Origin of the sequence: Kluyvera sp. EC_51, assembly GCF_019584505.1 — a bacterium.
Lineage (GTDB): Bacteria > Pseudomonadota > Gammaproteobacteria > Enterobacterales > Enterobacteriaceae > Kluyvera > Kluyvera sichuanensis.
The window spans coordinates 20137-37893 of the sequence record NZ_VDAG01000056.1 but is presented as its reverse complement, the minus strand read 5'-3'; the positions used below and the strand labels follow the sequence as shown (position 1 = coordinate 37893).

Annotated in this window: 12 protein-coding genes and 4 tRNA genes; 15 read left to right on the top strand and 1 reads right to left on the bottom strand. The window is 51.8% G+C overall.

Going from position 1 to position 17757, the window contains the following annotated elements; genetic code table 11:
* Positions 1-247: 247 nt before the first annotated feature.
* Together murB and birA are read left to right on the top strand one after the other, a co-directional pair.
* A complete protein-coding gene (gene murB, locus FHC49_RS11625; RefSeq protein WP_220439819.1) occupies positions 248-1276 on the top strand; it encodes a UDP-N-acetylmuramate dehydrogenase in 1029 nt (342 codons plus the stop codon).
* On the top strand, positions 1273-2235 hold the full coding sequence (birA, locus tag FHC49_RS11620; RefSeq protein WP_220439818.1) for a bifunctional biotin--[acetyl-CoA-carboxylase] ligase/biotin operon repressor BirA: 963 nt from the start codon (positions 1273-1275) through the stop codon (positions 2233-2235). Before murB ends, birA begins: the two co-directional genes overlap by 4 nt.
* Positions 2236-2271: 36 nt before the next feature.
* On the opposite strand, the gene coaA is transcribed toward birA, so the two are convergent.
* Positions 2272-3222, bottom strand: a complete 951-nt coding sequence (gene coaA / locus FHC49_RS11615) for a type I pantothenate kinase (RefSeq protein ID WP_220439817.1) — start codon at positions 3220-3222, stop codon at positions 2272-2274.
* A gap of 413 nt (positions 3223-3635) precedes the next feature.
* Here coaA and FHC49_RS11610 point away from each other — a divergent pair.
* The 13 genes from FHC49_RS11610 to rpoC all read left to right on the top strand — a co-directional run bounded on the left by FHC49_RS11610 (position 3636) and on the right by rpoC (position 17699).
* Positions 3636-3711: transfer RNA gene (locus FHC49_RS11610), tRNA-Thr, on the top strand.
* 10 nt (positions 3712-3721) lie between these two features.
* A tRNA-Tyr gene (locus tag FHC49_RS11605) sits at positions 3722-3806 on the top strand.
* 119 nt (positions 3807-3925) lie between these two features.
* Positions 3926-4000 (top strand) — tRNA-Gly (locus FHC49_RS11600).
* Positions 4001-4005: 5 nt separating this feature from the next.
* A tRNA-Thr gene (locus FHC49_RS11595) sits at positions 4006-4081 on the top strand.
* Between the two features lie 116 nt (positions 4082-4197).
* Positions 4198-5382, top strand: a complete 1185-nt coding sequence (tuf, locus tag FHC49_RS11590) for an elongation factor Tu (RefSeq protein ID WP_115074753.1) — start codon at positions 4198-4200, stop codon at positions 5380-5382.
* Between the two features lie 222 nt (positions 5383-5604).
* Positions 5605-5988, top strand: coding sequence for a preprotein translocase subunit SecE (secE, locus tag FHC49_RS11585; RefSeq protein ID WP_035895925.1), 384 nt, complete (start codon positions 5605-5607; stop codon positions 5986-5988).
* Between the two features lies 1 nt (position 5989).
* Positions 5990-6535 (top strand): transcription termination/antitermination protein NusG, encoded by a 546-nt coding sequence (nusG, locus tag FHC49_RS11580; protein WP_002438628.1) that lies wholly within the window; start codon positions 5990-5992, stop codon positions 6533-6535.
* Between the two features lie 159 nt (positions 6536-6694).
* The gene (rplK, locus tag FHC49_RS11575) at positions 6695-7123 is read left to right on the top strand and encodes a 50S ribosomal protein L11 (protein WP_012133815.1); all 429 of its coding nucleotides are present in this window, start codon (positions 6695-6697) and stop codon (positions 7121-7123) included.
* A 3-nt stretch (positions 7124-7126) separates the two neighbouring features.
* On the top strand, positions 7127-7831 hold the full coding sequence (gene rplA / locus FHC49_RS11570) for a 50S ribosomal protein L1 (RefSeq protein WP_035895924.1): 705 nt from the start codon (positions 7127-7129) through the stop codon (positions 7829-7831).
* Between the two features lie 291 nt (positions 7832-8122).
* The gene (rplJ, locus tag FHC49_RS11565; protein WP_185669941.1) at positions 8123-8620 is read left to right on the top strand and encodes a 50S ribosomal protein L10; all 498 of its coding nucleotides are present in this window, start codon (positions 8123-8125) and stop codon (positions 8618-8620) included.
* A 66-nt stretch (positions 8621-8686) separates the two neighbouring features.
* Positions 8687-9052, top strand: a complete 366-nt coding sequence (rplL, locus tag FHC49_RS11560; protein WP_006176746.1) for a 50S ribosomal protein L7/L12 — start codon at positions 8687-8689, stop codon at positions 9050-9052.
* Between the two features lie 318 nt (positions 9053-9370).
* A complete protein-coding gene (rpoB, locus tag FHC49_RS11555; RefSeq protein WP_185669940.1) occupies positions 9371-13399 on the top strand; it encodes a DNA-directed RNA polymerase subunit beta in 4029 nt (1342 codons plus the stop codon).
* A 76-nt stretch (positions 13400-13475) separates the two neighbouring features.
* Positions 13476-17699 (top strand): DNA-directed RNA polymerase subunit beta', encoded by a 4224-nt coding sequence (gene rpoC / locus FHC49_RS11550; protein ID WP_185669939.1) that lies wholly within the window; start codon positions 13476-13478, stop codon positions 17697-17699.
* Positions 17700-17757: the final 58 nt, after the last annotated feature.

The following is a 17757-nucleotide window of genomic DNA, read 5'->3' as shown; positions in this document are numbered from 1 at the left end:
AGCGCCGATGGTAGTGTGGGGTCTCCCCATGCGAGAGTAGGGAACTGCCAGGCATCAATTAGTGAAGAAGCCCATCCTGACGGATGGGCTTTTTTGCGTCTGCGGAAAGTGAAAGAACGGTGAAAATCCCGGGGTCACTCCGTTCGCCCGGGCTACATTATTATGCCGCCTCCCCCTCTATATAACCGCAAGCCTTCCCCGAGCAGATACGGTAAACTATCGTCGATTCAGCATCAGGAAAGCAGCTATGACCCACTCCCTAAAACCCTGGAACACCTTCGGCATTGACCATTGTGCAAAGCACATCGTATGCGCTGAAAATGAACAACAATTACTGAGCGCCTGGCAGCACTCTACCCGTGAAGGGCTGCCTGTTATGATCCTGGGTGAAGGAAGTAACGTCCTGTTTCTGGAAGATTATTCCGGCACGGTGATCCTTAACCGCCTGAAAGGTATCGAGGTGAGCGAAACGGCTGATGCATGGCATCTGCACGTTGGCGCGGGGGAAAACTGGCATAGTCTGGTGCGTTATGCGCTGGATAACGGTATGCCTGGCCTTGAAAACCTAGCGCTTATTCCTGGCTGTGCGGGGTCATCCCCAATTCAGAACATCGGCGCCTACGGCGTTGAACTGCAGCATGTCTGTGAATATGTCGATTGCATCGAATTGGTAAGCGGTGAACGTCAGCGCCTTAGTGCGGAAGAGTGTCAGTTTGGCTATCGTGACAGTATCTTTAAGCACGATTATCAGGATCGTTTTGCGATTGTTGCCGTAGGCTTCCGACTGGCAAAAGAGTGGAAACCGGTGCTTACGTACGGCGATCTTACGCGACTTGATCCGAAAACAGTGACTCCGCGTGAAGTGTTCGACTCCGTTTGCCACATGCGCATGACTAAGTTGCCGGATCCAAAGATCAACGGTAACGCGGGTAGCTTCTTTAAGAACCCGGTAGTGAGCGCCGGCTATGCCGAAGCGCTGCTGACGAACTTCCCGAAAGCGCCGCATTATCCGCAGGCTGACGGCAGCGTTAAGCTGGCTGCAGGATGGCTTATCGATCAGTGTCAGCTAAAGGGTCATATTGAGGGCGGTGCTGCTGTTCATCAACAACAGGCGCTGGTACTGGTTAACGTCGACCACGCGCAGAGTAGCGATGTGGTTAAGCTAGCGCACCATGTCCGCCAGCAGGTGGGCGACAAATTTAACGTCTGGCTTGAGCCTGAAGTCCGTTTTATCGGACGCGCAGGTGAAGTGAGTGCGGTTGAGGTAATCAAATGAAAGACAATACGGTGCCATTAACGCTCATCTCTCTGCTGGCCGACGGTGATTTCCACTCCGGCGAGCAGTTGGGCGAGACGCTTGGCATGAGCCGCGCGGCGATCAACAAACATATCCAGACCTTACGTGACTGGGGTGTTGATGTCTTTACCGTACCTGGCAAAGGGTACTGCCTGCCGGAGCCAATTCAATTACTGGAAGCAGAGCGCATTCGCCAGGCTGTCGACTACGGTGACGTATCAGTACTCCCGGTTATCGACTCCACGAACCAATATCTACTCGACCGCATTAGTGAATTGAAATCCGGCGATGCCTGTGTTGCGGAATACCAGCAGGCAGGTCGAGGCCGTCGTGGCCGTAAGTGGTTCTCACCGTTTGGGGCGAACCTCTATCTCTCCATGTACTGGCGCTTAGAGCAGGGGCCGGCAGCGGCGATTGGCCTGAGCCTGGTTATCGGTATCATCATGGCGGAAGTATTACAGAGCCTGGGCGCCGATAAGGTACGGGTGAAGTGGCCAAATGATCTTTACCTGAATGACCGCAAACTGGCTGGCATTCTGGTTGAGCTAACCGGTAAAACCGGTGATGCCGCGCAGATTGTTATTGGTGCCGGGATTAACCTGGTCATGCGCCGTGTTGAAAACGATGTGATTAATCAAGGTTGGATCAACCTACAGGAAGCCGGCATCGTTATCGACCGCAACGTGCTGGCAGCGCGCTTGATTAACGAGCTGCACGACGCCTTGCACCTCTTCGAACAGGAAGGGCTAGCGCCTTATCTTTCTCGCTGGGATAAATTAGATAACTTTATAAATCGCCCGGTTAAGTTAATTATCGGCGATAAAGAGATATTTGGTATTTCTCGCGGCATTGATATGCAAGGGGCATTATTGCTGGAGCAGGACGGGGTGATAAAACCCTGGATGGGCGGCGAAATTTCGCTGCGTAGCGCAGAATAAAAAAGGGAGCTTCGGCTCCCTTTTCTTTTATCACGATTATTTCCGCAGACGAACCTGCTCAACGGAGTGGTTGGCGCTTTTGGTCAGGATCAGACTCGCGCGCTCACGCGTTGGTAAGATATTCTCGTTTAAATTTATGAGGTTAATCTCATTCCATAATGACGTGGCCACGTTAACCGCCTCTTCTTCAGAAAGCTGGGCATAGTTATGGAAATAAGAATCTGGGTCGGTAAATGCACCTTCACGGAATTTCAGGAAACGGTTGATATACCAGGACTGTAATAGCTTCTCAGGGGCATCAACATAAATAGAGAAATCAACGAAGTCAGAAACAAATACATGATGCGGATCGTGTGGATAGTCCATTCCGCTCTGCAGCACGTTAAGTCCTTCGAGAATTAATATATCTGGATGGGTAACCGTTTTATCACCGTCAGGAATAACATCATAAATAAGATGGGAATAGACCGGTGCGGTGACGTCGGGCACCCCTGACTTCAGGTCAGAGACAAACTTCACCAGGCGATGCATATCGTACGATTGCGGGAAGCCTTTCTTCTTCATCAGCCCGCGCTCTTTCAACACCTCATTTGGATGAAGGAAGCCATCGGTGGTGATGAGTTCAACGCGGCGATGTTCGGGCCAGCGGCTCAGCAACGCCTGCAGTACGCGTGCGGTCGTGCTTTTACCTACCGCCACGCTGCCAGCGATACTAATGATATAAGGAATACGCTGGCCGTTGGTGCCAAGGAACTGCTCCAGCACTGCCTGACGACGCAGGTTAGAACTAATATAGAAGTTCAGTAAACGTGACAAAGGCAAATAGATCTCCGCCACTTCCTCCAGCGACAGATCTTCGTTGATACCTTTTAAGCGTGTAATTTCGCCTTCAGTCAGGGTCATAGGCACGGAATCGCGCAGCGCCGCCCACTGGCTACGATTGAACTGTAGATAAGGTGTCATTAACGTTTGCTCTTGTTTTCTCATAAGCATGTTCTGGCTGCCACGCTGATAACACGCGACGCTTCACATTCAGTTAATCAGGACAATGGGCAGGAGGTTAACACCAGATGGAATATAAAAAGAAGAAAAAATCCAAATGAGTGGTGCTTTCGTGAGAAAACCCCGGAGTTTGTTGCCAACTTAACCGGTGGGCGTAAGTAATAGGTGATAGTAAAGAAGTGCAGCTGCTAATGACGACAGGTAGTCTGGCATTCGCGGGCATGAAATAGCATCAGCAAGCCACAGAGAACAGAGAGAATTGCGCTATTTTTGTTCATGAAAGTACCGTTTTGCTGAGTTTTTACGCTTGAGTGCACAAAACATGAGCGATAGAACATTTTATGCAAATTTTTAGTTGCATGTCGCCGCAGGTCTCCATAGAATGCGCGCTACTTGATGCCGACTTAGCTCAGTAGGTAGAGCAACTGACTTGTAATCAGTAGGTCACCAGTTCGATTCCGGTAGTCGGCACCATCAAGTACCTGGTGGGGTTCCCGAGCGGCCAAAGGGAGCAGACTGTAAATCTGCCGTCACAGACTTCGAAGGTTCGAATCCTTCCCCCACCACCACTTTCCGGCTAAGCATTGCGAAGCCAGAGTTGGTCGGTAAAATGACGAACTCAAACAAAGAAAAGAGAGCAATCTCTTTTTTTTGGCACAGAAAGAACTGGGTAGCCGAGTTTTAGGATGCGGGCATCGTATAATGGCTATTACCTCAGCCTTCCAAGCTGATGATGCGGGTTCGATTCCCGCTGCCCGCTCCAGACGTGCTGATATGGCTCAGTTGGTAGAGCGCACCCTTGGTAAGGGTGAGGTCCCCAGTTCGACTCTGGGTATCAGCACCACTTCTCTTCTCCCTCCCGTTTCTCTCTGTTTAAATTAATGCATTCAACATTTCAGGCGTTTTGTCTGGTTGATGTGGTGATATCACCGATTTATCCGTGTATTAGAGGGACTATCGATGTCTAAAGAAAAATTTGAACGTACCAAACCGCACGTCAACGTCGGTACTATCGGCCACGTTGACCATGGTAAAACTACCCTGACTGCTGCAATCACTACCGTACTGGCTAAAACCTACGGCGGTGCTGCTCGTGCTTTCGACCAGATCGATAACGCACCAGAAGAAAAAGCTCGTGGTATCACCATCAACACTTCCCACGTTGAATATGACACCCCGACTCGCCACTACGCACACGTAGACTGCCCAGGCCACGCCGACTATGTTAAAAACATGATCACCGGTGCTGCGCAGATGGACGGCGCGATCCTGGTTGTTGCTGCGACTGATGGCCCTATGCCACAGACTCGTGAGCACATCCTGCTGGGTCGTCAGGTAGGCGTTCCTTACATCATCGTGTTCCTGAACAAATGTGACATGGTTGATGACGAAGAGCTGCTGGAACTGGTTGAAATGGAAGTTCGTGAACTTCTGTCTCAGTACGACTTCCCAGGCGACGATACCCCAATCATCCGTGGTTCTGCTCTGAAAGCGCTGGAAGGCGACGCAGAGTGGGAAGCGAAAATCATCGAACTGGCTGGCTTCCTGGATTCTTACATCCCAGAACCAGAACGTGCTATCGACAAGCCGTTCCTGCTGCCAATCGAAGACGTATTCTCCATCTCCGGTCGTGGTACCGTTGTTACCGGTCGTGTAGAGCGCGGTATCATCAAAGTTGGTGAAGAAGTTGAAATCGTTGGTATCAAAGACACTGCTAAGTCTACCTGTACCGGCGTTGAAATGTTCCGCAAACTGCTGGACGAAGGCCGTGCTGGTGAGAACGTTGGTGTTCTGCTGCGTGGTATCAAACGTGAAGAAATCGAACGTGGTCAGGTTCTGGCTAAGCCAGGCTCTATCAAGCCGCACACCAAGTTCGAATCTGAAGTGTACATTCTGTCCAAAGACGAAGGCGGCCGTCATACTCCGTTCTTCAAAGGCTACCGTCCACAGTTCTACTTCCGTACTACTGACGTGACCGGTACCATCGAACTGCCAGAAGGCGTTGAGATGGTAATGCCAGGCGACAACATCAAGATGGTTGTGACTCTGATCCACCCAATCGCGATGGACGACGGTCTGCGTTTCGCAATCCGTGAAGGCGGTCGTACCGTTGGCGCGGGTGTTGTTGCCAAAGTAATGAGCTAATTGCTGATAACATTTGACGCAATGCGCAATAAAAGGGCATCATTTGATGCCCTTTTTGTACGCTGTCGAACCAGAACCTGGCTCATCAGTGATTATTTTTGCCATAATCATTGCTGAGACAGGCTCTGTAGAGGGCGTTTAGTCCGAAACTTACTTTCGGTTTGGATCGCCTCGCTCTCGCGGGGTGGAAATGTTTGTAGAATACTTCTGACAGGTTGGTTTATGAGTGCGAATACCGAAGCTCAAGGGAGCGGGCGCGGCCTGGAAGCGATGAAGTGGGTAGCTGTTGCCGTATTGCTTATTGTGGCAATTGTGGGCAACTACCTCTATCGCGACATGATGCTGCCGCTGCGTGCGCTGGCCGTAGTAATTATTATTGCTGCAGCGGGTGGTGTCGCGCTGTTGACGACGAAAGGCAAAGCGACCGTTGCGTTTGCGCGTGAAGCGAGAACGGAAGTTCGTAAGGTGATTTGGCCGACTCGCCAGGAAACGCTGCACACTACGCTGATCGTTGCTGCGGTCACTGCGGTAATGTCACTGATCCTGTGGGGACTGGATGGTATTCTGGTTCGCCTGGTATCCTTTATCACTGGCCTGAGGTTCTAAGATGTCTGAAGCACCTAAAAAGCGTTGGTACGTCGTTCAGGCGTTTTCCGGTTTTGAAGGCCGTGTAGCGACTTCGCTGCGCGAGCATATCAAATTACACAACATGGAAGAGCTGTTTGGCGAAGTCATGGTTCCGACCGAAGAAGTGGTCGAAATTCGTGGCGGCCAGCGTCGCAAGAGCGAGCGCAAATTCTTCCCAGGGTACGTGTTAGTTCAGATGGTGATGAACGACGCGAGCTGGCATCTGGTGCGTAGCGTTCCGCGCGTAATGGGCTTTATCGGCGGTACCTCTGACCGTCCGGCACCAATCAGCGACAAAGAAGTTGATGCGATTATGAACCGCCTGCAGCAGGTTGGTGATAAGCCGCGTCCGAAAACGCTGTTTGAACCGGGTGAAATGGTTCGCGTTAGCGACGGTCCATTCGCTGACTTCAACGGCGTGGTTGAAGAAGTGGATTACGAGAAGTCTCGCCTGAAAGTTTCCGTCTCTATCTTCGGTCGTGCGACCCCGGTAGAACTGGACTTTGCGCAGGTAGAGAAAGCGTAAGGCTGCGATCAAAAAAGCACCGATCTAATCGTTGCATAGGGCGCGAAATTGACATACAATTTCGCGCCTTTTGTTTTTATGGGCGCATGCCTGTAAAACGAATTTTTATATCACGGGGAGCCTCTTAGAGGCGCTATCACCCACATTGAGGATTTTAGAATGGCTAAGAAAGTCCAAGCCTACGTTAAGCTGCAGGTTGCAGCTGGTATGGCAAACCCAAGTCCACCAGTTGGTCCAGCTCTGGGTCAGCAGGGTGTGAACATCATGGAATTCTGCAAAGCGTTCAACGCAAAAACTGATTCCATCGAAAAAGGTCTGCCAATTCCGGTTGTTATCACCGTTTACGCTGACCGTTCTTTCACCTTCATTACCAAAACGCCTCCAGCAGCAGTTCTGCTGAAGAAAGCGGCTGGTATCAAGTCTGGTTCCGGCAAGCCGAACAAAGACAAAGTAGGTAAAATTTCCCGCGCTCAGCTGCAGGAAATCGCGCAGACCAAAGCTGCCGACATGACTGGTGCCGACATTGAAGCGATGACTCGCTCCATCGAAGGTACTGCACGTTCCATGGGCCTGGTAGTGGAGGACTAAGAAATGGCTAAACTGACCAAGCGTATGCGCGTGATCCGTGACAAAGTTGATGCAACTAAACAGTACGACATCAACGAAGCTATTGCCCTGCTGAAAGAGCTGGCCACTGCTAAGTTCAACGAAAGCGTTGACGTTGCCGTTAACCTCGGTATCGACGCTCGTAAATCTGACCAGAACGTACGTGGTGCAACTGTACTGCCACACGGTACTGGCCGTTCCGTTCGCGTTGCCGTATTTACCCAGGGCCCTAACGCTGAAGCAGCTAAAGCTGCTGGCGCAGAGCTGGTAGGTATGGAAGATCTGGCTGACCTGATCAAGAAAGGCGAAATGAACTTCGACGTTGTTATCGCATCTCCAGATGCAATGCGCGTTGTTGGCCAGCTGGGCCAGGTTCTGGGCCCACGTGGTCTGATGCCAAACCCGAAAGTTGGTACTGTAACCCCTAACGTTGCTGAAGCGGTTAAGAACGCTAAAGCAGGTCAGGTTCGTTATCGTAACGACAAAAACGGCATCATCCACACCACCATCGGTAAAGTGGACTTTGACGCTGACAAACTGAAAGAAAACCTGGAATCTCTGCTGGTTGCGCTGAAAAAAGCAAAACCAACTCAGGCGAAAGGCGTGTACATCAAGAAAGTTAGCATCTCCACCACCATGGGTGCAGGTGTTGCAGTTGACCAGGCTGGCCTGAGCGCTGCTGCAAACTAATGCCTTTACGTGGGCGGTGATTTTGTCTACAATCTTACCCCCACGTTTGCTAACAAAAGTTAGCGGCTAAAAGATTTGTTCGTTGGAGCCTGGCCTAATCCAGGCCTCCGTCGAAGACCGCAGGTGTTTCGCAAGAAACTTAATGCCCTGCGTAGACGGTGACAGAACGCTAAGATTATTTTTGGATACTCTGGCTTGTTTCTGCTCACCGTATTAAGACGCTCTTCCCGTTGGGGAGAGTGAAGTGAGTTCCGGAACATGAGTTCCGGCAAACATCCAGGAGCAAAGCTAATGGCTTTAAATCTTCAAGACAAACAAGCGATTGTTGCTGAAGTCAGCGAAGTAGCCAAAGGCGCGCTGTCTGCAGTAGTTGCGGATTCCCGTGGCGTTACTGTAGATAAAATGACTGAACTGCGTAAAGCAGGTCGTGAAGCTGGCGTATACATGCGTGTTGTTCGTAACACCCTGCTGCGCCGCATCGTTGAAGGTACTCCATTCGAGTGCCTGAAAGACACGTTTGTTGGTCCGACCCTGATTGCATACTCTATGGAACACCCGGGCGCTGCTGCTCGTCTGTTCAAAGAGTTCGCGAAAGCGAATGCAAAATTTGAGGTCAAAGCCGCAGCCTTTGAAGGTGAGTTGATCACGGCATCGAACATCGATCGCCTGGCAACCCTGCCGACCTACGACGAAGCAATTGCACGCCTGATGGCAACCATGAAAGAAGCTTCGGCTGGCAAACTGGTTCGCACTCTGGCTGCTGTACGCGATGCGAAAGAAGCTGCTTAATAGCAGTCCTCTTTGTAAAGTATCTGCTTACGTATAAACTTATTCTGATTTTCAGGAACAATTTAAATGTCTATCACTAAAGATCAAATCATTGAAGCAGTTGCAGCTATGTCCGTAATGGACGTTGTAGAACTGATTTCTGCAATGGAAGAAAAATTCGGTGTTTCCGCTGCTGCTGCTGTAGCTGTAGCTGCTGGCCCGGCTGAAGCCGCTGAAGAAAAAACTGAATTCGACGTAATTCTGAAAGCTGCTGGCGCTAACAAAGTTGCTGTAATCAAAGCAGTACGTGGCGCAACTGGCCTGGGTCTGAAAGAAGCTAAAGACCTGGTAGAATCTGCTCCAGCCGCTCTGAAAGAAGGCGTGAGCAAAGATGACGCTGAAGCACTGAAAAAATCTCTGGAAGAAGCTGGCGCTGAAGTTGAAGTTAAATAAGCCAACTTTTCTAGTTGAAGCCTGAGAAATCAGGCCGATGGCTGGTGACTTTTTAGTCACCAGCCATTTTGCGCTGTATGGCGCCAGTAGCATTTCACACTGTTTGACTACTGGTTGTCCTGACAATGCATGTTTCTATCGACGACTTAATATATTGCGACAGGGTGCTCGCTCTGTGTAAATCGCAATGAAATGGTTTAAGCGTGATAGCAACAGGTATTGCGGAAAGTGTTCCATTTTCCGGTCAACAAAATAGTGTTGCACAAACTGTCTGCCAATGGACAGATGCGTCGACTTGTCAGCGAGCTGAGGAACCCTATGGTTTACTCCTATACCGAGAAAAAACGTATTCGTAAGGATTTTGGTAAACGTCCACAAGTTCTGGATGTCCCATATCTCCTTTCTATCCAGCTTGACTCGTTCCAGAAGTTTATCGAGCAAGATCCTGAAGGTCAGTATGGTCTGGAAGCTGCTTTCCGTTCCGTATTCCCTATTAAAAGCTATAGCGGTAACTCCGAGCTGCAATACGTCAGCTACCGTCTGGGCGAACCTGTCTTTGACGTTCAGGAATGTCAGATCCGTGGCGTGACCTATTCCGCACCGCTGCGCGTGAAACTGCGTCTGGTGATCTACGAGCGCGAAGCGCCGGAAGGCACCGTAAAAGACATTAAAGAACAAGAAGTCTACATGGGCGAAATTCCGCTCATGACCGACAACGGTACCTTTGTTATCAACGGTACTGAGCGTGTTATCGTTTCTCAGCTGCACCGTAGCCCAGGCGTCTTCTTTGACTCCGATAAAGGTAAAACCCACTCTTCGGGTAAAGTGCTGTATAACGCGCGCATCATTCCTTACCGTGGTTCCTGGCTGGACTTCGAATTCGATCCGAAGGACAACCTGTTCGTACGTATCGACCGTCGCCGTAAACTGCCTGCGACCATTATTCTGCGTGCGCTGAACTACACCACTGAGCAGATCCTTGACCTGTTCTTTGAGAAAGTTGTTTTCGAAATTCGTGACAACAAGCTGCAGATGGAACTGATTCCAGAACGTCTGCGTGGCGAAACCGCGTCCTTCGACATCGAAGCGAACGGTAAAGTGTACGTTGAAAAAGGCCGCCGTATTACTGCGCGCCACATTCGCCAGCTGGAAAAAGACGATATCAAACATATCGAAGTTCCGGTTGAGTACATCGCTGGCAAAGTCGCTTCTAAAGACTACGTTGACGAATCTACTGGCGAGCTGATCTGCGCAGCTAACATGGAGCTGAGCCTGGATCTGCTGGCTAAGCTGAGCCAGTCTGGCCACAAGCGTATCGAAACGCTGTTCACTAACGATCTGGACCACGGTGCCTACATTTCTGAAACTGTACGCGTCGACCCAACCAACGATCGTCTGAGCGCGCTGGTAGAAATCTACCGCATGATGCGCCCTGGTGAGCCGCCAACTCGTGAAGCTGCTGAAAGCCTGTTCGAGAACCTGTTCTTCTCCGAAGACCGCTATGACCTGTCTGCGGTTGGTCGTATGAAGTTCAACCGTTCTCTGCTGCGCGACGAGATCGAAGGTTCCGGTATCCTGAGCAAAGACGACATCATCGAAGTGATGAAGAAGCTCATCGATATCCGTAACGGTAAAGGCGAAGTGGATGATATCGACCACCTCGGCAACCGTCGTATCCGTTCCGTAGGCGAAATGGCGGAAAACCAATTCCGCGTTGGCCTGGTACGTGTTGAGCGTGCGGTGAAAGAGCGTCTGTCTCTGGGCGATCTGGATACCCTGATGCCTCAGGATATGATCAACGCCAAGCCGATTTCCGCAGCAGTGAAAGAGTTCTTTGGTTCCAGCCAGCTGTCTCAGTTTATGGACCAGAACAACCCGCTGTCTGAGATTACGCACAAGCGTCGTATCTCCGCACTCGGCCCGGGCGGTCTGACCCGTGAACGTGCAGGCTTCGAAGTTCGAGACGTACACCCGACTCACTACGGTCGCGTATGCCCAATCGAAACGCCTGAAGGTCCAAACATCGGTCTGATCAACTCCCTGTCCGTGTACGCACAGACTAACGAATACGGTTTCCTCGAGACGCCGTACCGTAAAGTGACCGACGGTGTTGTAACCGACGAAATTCATTACCTGTCTGCTATCGAAGAAGGCAACTACGTTATCGCTCAGGCGAACTCCAACCTGGATGACGAAGGCCACTTTGTAGAAGATCTGGTTACCTGCCGTAGCAAAGGCGAATCCAGCTTGTTCAGCCGCGACCAGGTTGACTACATGGACGTATCCACCCAGCAGGTGGTATCCGTCGGTGCGTCCCTGATCCCGTTCCTGGAACACGATGACGCCAACCGTGCATTGATGGGTGCGAACATGCAACGTCAGGCCGTTCCAACTCTGCGTGCTGATAAGCCGCTGGTTGGTACCGGTATGGAACGTGCTGTTGCCGTTGACTCCGGTGTTACTGCAGTTGCTAAGCGTGGCGGTACCGTTCAGTACGTCGACGCATCCCGTATCGTTATCAAAGTTAACGAAGACGAGATGTATCCGGGCGAAGCGGGTATCGACATCTACAACCTGACCAAATACACCCGTTCTAACCAGAACACCTGTATTAACCAGATGCCTTGCGTGTCTCTGGGTGAGCCAATCGAGCGCGGCGACGTGCTGGCAGATGGCCCGTCCACCGACCTGGGTGAACTGGCGCTGGGTCAGAACATGCGCGTGGCATTCATGCCATGGAACGGTTACAACTTCGAAGACTCCATCCTCGTATCCGAGCGTGTTGTTCAGGAAGACCGTTTCACCACCATCCACATTCAGGAACTGGCATGTGTGTCCCGTGACACCAAGCTGGGGCCAGAAGAGATCACCGCTGACATCCCTAACGTGGGTGAAGCTGCGCTCTCCAAACTGGATGAATCCGGTATCGTTTACATTGGTGCAGAAGTGACCGGTGGCGACATTCTGGTTGGTAAGGTAACGCCGAAAGGTGAAACCCAGCTGACGCCAGAAGAGAAACTGCTGCGTGCGATCTTCGGTGAGAAAGCGTCTGACGTTAAAGACTCTTCTCTGCGCGTACCAAACAGCGTTTCCGGTACTGTTATCGACGTTCAGGTCTTTACTCGCGATGGCGTAGAAAAAGACAAACGTGCGCTGGAAATCGAAGAGATGCAGCTGAAGCAGGCTAAGAAAGACCTGTCTGAAGAACTGCAGATCCTCGAAGCTGGCCTGTTCAGCCGTATCTACGCTGTGCTGGTTGCCGGTGGTGTCGAAGCTGAGAAGCTGGACAAACTGCCTCGCGATCGCTGGCTGGAACTCGGTCTGACCGACGAAGAGAAACAGAATCAGCTGGAACAGCTTGCTGAGCAGTACGACGAGCTGAAACACGAGTTCGAGAAAAAACTCGAAGCGAAACGCCGCAAAATCACCCAAGGCGACGATCTGGCACCGGGCGTGCTGAAGATTGTTAAGGTATACCTGGCCGTTAAACGCCGTATCCAGCCTGGTGACAAAATGGCAGGTCGTCACGGTAACAAGGGTGTAATTTCTAAGATCAACCCGATCGAAGATATGCCGCACGATGCTAACGGTACGCCGGTAGATATCGTACTGAACCCGCTGGGCGTACCATCGCGTATGAACATCGGTCAGATCCTTGAAACCCACCTGGGTATGGCTGCGAAAGGTATCGGCGATAAGATCAACGCCATGCTGAAACAGCAGCAAGAAGTCGCGAAACTGCGCGAGTTCATCCAGCGTGCTTACGATCTGGGCTCTGATGTTCGTCAGAAAGTTGACCTGAACACCTTCACCGATGATGAAGTGCTGCGCCTGGCTGAAAACCTGAAGAAAGGTATGCCAATCGCAACGCCAGTATTCGACGGTGCAAAAGAAGCGGAAATTAAAGAACTGCTGCAACTGGGCGGTCTGCCATCTTCTGGTCAGATCACCCTGTTCGACGGCCGTACCGGTGAACAGTTTGAGCGTCAGGTAACCGTAGGTTACATGTACATGCTGAAACTGAACCACCTGGTCGACGACAAGATGCACGCGCGTTCTACCGGTTCTTACAGCCTGGTTACTCAGCAGCCGCTGGGTGGTAAGGCTCAGTTCGGTGGTCAGCGCTTCGGGGAGATGGAAGTGTGGGCGCTGGAAGCATACGGCGCCGCCTACACCCTGCAGGAAATGCTCACCGTTAAGTCTGATGACGTGAACGGCCGTACTAAGATGTATAAGAACATCGTAGATGGCAACCATCAGATGGAACCGGGCATGCCGGAATCCTTCAACGTACTGTTGAAAGAAATCCGCTCGCTGGGCATCAACATCGAACTGGAAGACGAGTAATCCTCGCTCAAACAGGTCACTGCTGCCGGGGTCATTCCCGGCAGTGGATTGTGCTAACTCCGACGGGAGCAAATCCGTGAAAGATTTATTAAAGTTTCTGAAAGCGCAGACTAAAACCGAAGAGTTTGATGCGATCAAAATTGCTCTGGCCTCGCCAGACATGATCCGTTCATGGTCTTTCGGTGAAGTTAAAAAGCCGGAAACCATTAACTACCGTACGTTCAAACCTGAGCGTGACGGCCTTTTCTGCGCCCGTATCTTTGGGCCAGTAAAAGATTACGAGTGCCTGTGCGGTAAGTACAAGCGCCTGAAACACCGCGGTGTGATCTGTGAGAAGTGCGGCGTTGAAGTGACCCAGACCAAAGTGCGTCGTGAGCGCATGGGCCACATCGAGCTGGCATGTCCAACTGCCCACATCTGGTTCCTGAAATCGCTGCCGTCCCGTATCGGTCTGCTGCTCGATATGCCTCTGCGCGATATCGAACGCGTACTGTACTTCGAATCTTATGTTGTTATCGAAGGCGGTATGACCAACCTGGAACGCCAACAGATCCTGACTGAAGAGCAGTATCTGGACGCGCTGGAAGAGTTCGGTGATGAATTCGACGCGAAGATGGGTGCGGAAGCTATCCAGGCCCTGCTGAAGAGCATGGATCTGGAGCAAGAGTGTGAAACTCTGCGTGAAGAGCTGAACGAAACCAACTCCGAAACCAAGCGTAAAAAGCTGACCAAGCGTATCAAGCTGCTGGAAGCGTTCGTACAGTCTGGCAACAAGCCAGAGTGGATGATCCTGACCGTTCTGCCGGTTCTGCCGCCAGATCTGCGTCCGCTGGTACCGCTGGATGGTGGTCGTTTCGCGACTTCTGACCTGAACGATCTGTATCGTCGCGTCATTAACCGTAACAACCGTCTGAAGCGTCTGCTGGATCTGGCTGCGCCAGATATCATCGTACGCAACGAAAAACGTATGCTGCAGGAAGCGGTTGACGCCCTGCTGGATAACGGTCGTCGCGGTCGTGCGATCACTGGTTCTAACAAACGTCCTCTGAAATCTTTGGCTGACATGATCAAAGGTAAGCAGGGTCGTTTCCGTCAGAACCTGCTCGGTAAGCGTGTTGACTACTCCGGTCGTTCTGTCATCACCGTAGGTCCATACCTGCGTCTGCATCAGTGCGGCCTGCCTAAGAAAATGGCATTGGAGCTGTTCAAACCATTCATCTACGGCAAACTGGAACTGCGTGGCCTCGCCACCACCATCAAAGCCGCTAAGAAAATGGTTGAGCGCGAAGAAGCTGTCGTTTGGGATATCCTGGACGAAGTTATCCGCGAACACCCGGTCATGCTGAACCGTGCACCAACACTGCACCGTCTGGGCATCCAGGCGTTTGAGCCAGTACTGATCGAAGGTAAAGCTATCCAGCTGCACCCGCTGGTTTGTGCGGCATACAACGCCGACTTCGATGGTGACCAGATGGCTGTTCACGTACCGCTGACGCTGGAAGCCCAGCTGGAAGCGCGTGCGCTGATGATGTCTACCAACAACATCCTGTCCCCAGCGAACGGCGAGCCAATCATCGTTCCTTCTCAGGACGTTGTATTGGGTCTGTACTACATGACTCGTGACTGTGTTAACGCCAAAGGCGAAGGCATGGTGCTGACTGGCCCTAAAGAAGCTGAGCGTATCTATCGCGCAGGTCTGGCCTCTCTGCATGCGCGCGTTAAAGTGCGTATCACCGAGTACGAAAAAGATGAAAACGGCGAATTCGTTGCGCACACCAGCCTGAAAGACACGACCGTTGGCCGTGCCATTCTGTGGATGATCGTACCGAAAGGTCTGCCTTACTCCATCGTCAACCAGGCGCTGGGTAAGAAAGCTATCTCCAAAATGCTGAACACCTGTTACCGCATTCTGGGCCTGAAGCCGACCGTTATCTTCGCTGACCAGACCATGTACACCGGCTTTGCTTACGCAGCGCGCTCAGGCGCCTCTGTCGGCATCGACGACATGGTTATCCCAGAGAAGAAATACGAAATCATCAGCGAAGCGGAAGCTGAAGTTGCTGAGATTCAGGAGCAGTTCCAGTCTGGTCTGGTAACCGCTGGCGAACGCTACAACAAAGTTATCGATATCTGGGCTGCGGCGAACGATCGTGTATCCAAAGCGATGATGGATAACCTGCAAACTGAAACCGTCATTAACCGTGAAGGTAAAGAAGAGCAGCAGGTTTCCTTCAACAGCATCTACATGATGGCCGACTCCGGTGCGCGTGGTTCTGCAGCACAGATTCGTCAGCTGGCAGGTATGCGTGGTCTGATGGCTAAGCCAGATGGCTCCATCATCGAAACGCCAATCACCGCGAACTTCCGTGAAGGTCTGAACGTACTCCAGTACTTCATCTCCACTCACGGTGCTCGTAAAGGTCTGGCGGATACCGCACTGAAAACTGCGAACTCCGGTTACCTGACTCGTCGTCTGGTTGACGTGGCACAGGACCTGGTTGTTACTGAAGACGACTGTGGCACCCTGGAAGGCATCACCATGACCCCGGTTATCGAGGGTGGTGACGTTAAAGAGCCACTGCGCGATCGCGTACTGGGTCGTGTGACTGCTGAAGACGTTCTGAAGCCGGGCACCGCGGACATTCTGGTTCCACGTAACACGCTGCTGAACGAGCAGTGGTGTGATCTGTTGGAAGAGAACTCCGTTGACTCCGTGAAAGTGCGTTCCGTTGTATCCTGTGACACCGACTTTGGTGTATGTGCGCACTGCTACGGTCGTGACCTGGCGCGTGGCCACATCATCAACAAAGGTGAGGCTATCGGCGTTATCGCTGCACAGTCCATCGGTGAACCTGGTACACAGCTGACGATGCGTACGTTCCACATCGGTGGTGCGGCATCTCGTGCGGCTGCTGAATCCAGCATTCAGGTTAAGAACAAAGGTAGCATCAAGCTCAGCAACGCGAAGTCGGTTGTGAACTCCAGCGGTAAACTGGTTATCACTTCCCGTAACACCGAGCTGAAACTGATCGACGAATTCGGTCGTACCAAAGAAAGCTATAAAGTGCCTTACGGCTCCGTTATGGCTAAAGGTGATGGCGAGCAGGTTGCCGGCGGTGAAACCGTTGCAAACTGGGATCCACACACCATGCCGGTTATCACCGAAGTAAGTGGTTTCATCCGCTTCACTGACATGATCGACGGCCAGACCATTACTCGTCAAACTGACGAACTGACCGGTCTGTCTTCTCTGGTTGTTCTTGACTCTGCTGAACGTACCACGGGTGGTAAAGACCTGCGTCCAGCACTGAAAATTGTTGATGCTCAGGGCAACGACGTTCTGATCCCAGGCACCGATATGCCTGCTCAGTACTTCCTGCCGGGTAAAGCGATTGTTCAGCTGGAAGATGGTACTCAGATTCACTCTGGTGACGCGCTGGCGCGTATTCCTCAGGAATCCAGTGGTACTAAGGATATTACCGGTGGTCTGCCACGCGTTGCGGATCTGTTCGAAGCACGTCGTCCGAAAGAGCCGGCAATCCTGGCTGAAATCAGCGGCATCATTTCCTTCGGTAAAGAAACCAAAGGGAAACGTCGTCTGGTTATCACCCCGTTAGACGGTAGCGATCCATACGAAGAGATGATTCCAAAATGGCGTCAGCTCAACGTGTTCGAAGGCGAACGTGTAGAACGTGGTGACGTGGTTTCCGATGGTCCAGAAGCACCGCACGACATCCTGCGTCTTCGTGGCGTACACGCGGTAACGCGTTACATCACCAACGAAGTACAGGACGTTTACCGTCTGCAAGGCGTTAAGATTAACGATAAGCACATTGAAGTTATCGTTCGTCAGATGCTGCGTAAAGCGACCATCGAAAGTGCTGGTAGCTCCGACTTCCTGGAAGGCGAGCAGGTTGAATACTCCCGCGTCAAGATTGCTAACCGCGATCTGGAAGCGAACGGCAAAGTGGCGGCAACGTATTCCCGCGACCTGCTGGGTATCACCAAAGCGTCTCTGGCAACCGAATCGTTCATCTCTGCAGCATCGTTCCAGGAGACCACGCGTGTCCTGACCGAAGCAGCCGTTGCGGGTAAACGCGACGAACTGCGCGGCCTGAAAGAGAACGTTATCGTGGGTCGTCTGATCCCTGCGGGTACCGGTTATGCGTACCATCAGGATCGCATCCGTCGCCGTGCGGCGGGCGAAGTTTCTGTCGCCCCTCAGGTGAGTGCAGAAGAAGCGACCGCTAGCCTGGCAGAACTGCTGAACGCAGGTCTGGGTGGTTCTGATAACGACTAATCGTTCACGTTAGTGCGATAAGTTGAAAGGCCAGTCTTCGGACTGGCCTTTTTTATGG

Coding starts and splice junctions, on each gene's coding strand:
- rplK (WP_012133815.1), top strand. CDS start 6,695: ATGGCTAAGAAAGTCCAAGCCTACGTTAAGCTGCAGGTTGCAGCTGGT.
- rplJ (WP_185669941.1), top strand. CDS start 8,123: ATGGCTTTAAATCTTCAAGACAAACAAGCGATTGTTGCTGAAGTCAGC.
- secE (WP_035895925.1), top strand. CDS start 5,605: ATGAGTGCGAATACCGAAGCTCAAGGGAGCGGGCGCGGCCTGGAAGCG.
- tuf (WP_115074753.1), top strand. CDS start 4,198: ATGTCTAAAGAAAAATTTGAACGTACCAAACCGCACGTCAACGTCGGT.
- coaA (WP_220439817.1), bottom strand. CDS start 3,222: ATGAGAAAACAAGAGCAAACGTTAATGACACCTTATCTACAGTTCAAT.
- rplA (WP_035895924.1), top strand. CDS start 7,127: ATGGCTAAACTGACCAAGCGTATGCGCGTGATCCGTGACAAAGTTGAT.
- nusG (WP_002438628.1), top strand. CDS start 5,990: ATGTCTGAAGCACCTAAAAAGCGTTGGTACGTCGTTCAGGCGTTTTCC.
- murB (WP_220439819.1), top strand. CDS start 248: ATGACCCACTCCCTAAAACCCTGGAACACCTTCGGCATTGACCATTGT.
- rplL (WP_006176746.1), top strand. CDS start 8,687: ATGTCTATCACTAAAGATCAAATCATTGAAGCAGTTGCAGCTATGTCC.
- rpoB (WP_185669940.1), top strand. CDS start 9,371: ATGGTTTACTCCTATACCGAGAAAAAACGTATTCGTAAGGATTTTGGT.
- birA (WP_220439818.1), top strand. CDS start 1,273: ATGAAAGACAATACGGTGCCATTAACGCTCATCTCTCTGCTGGCCGAC.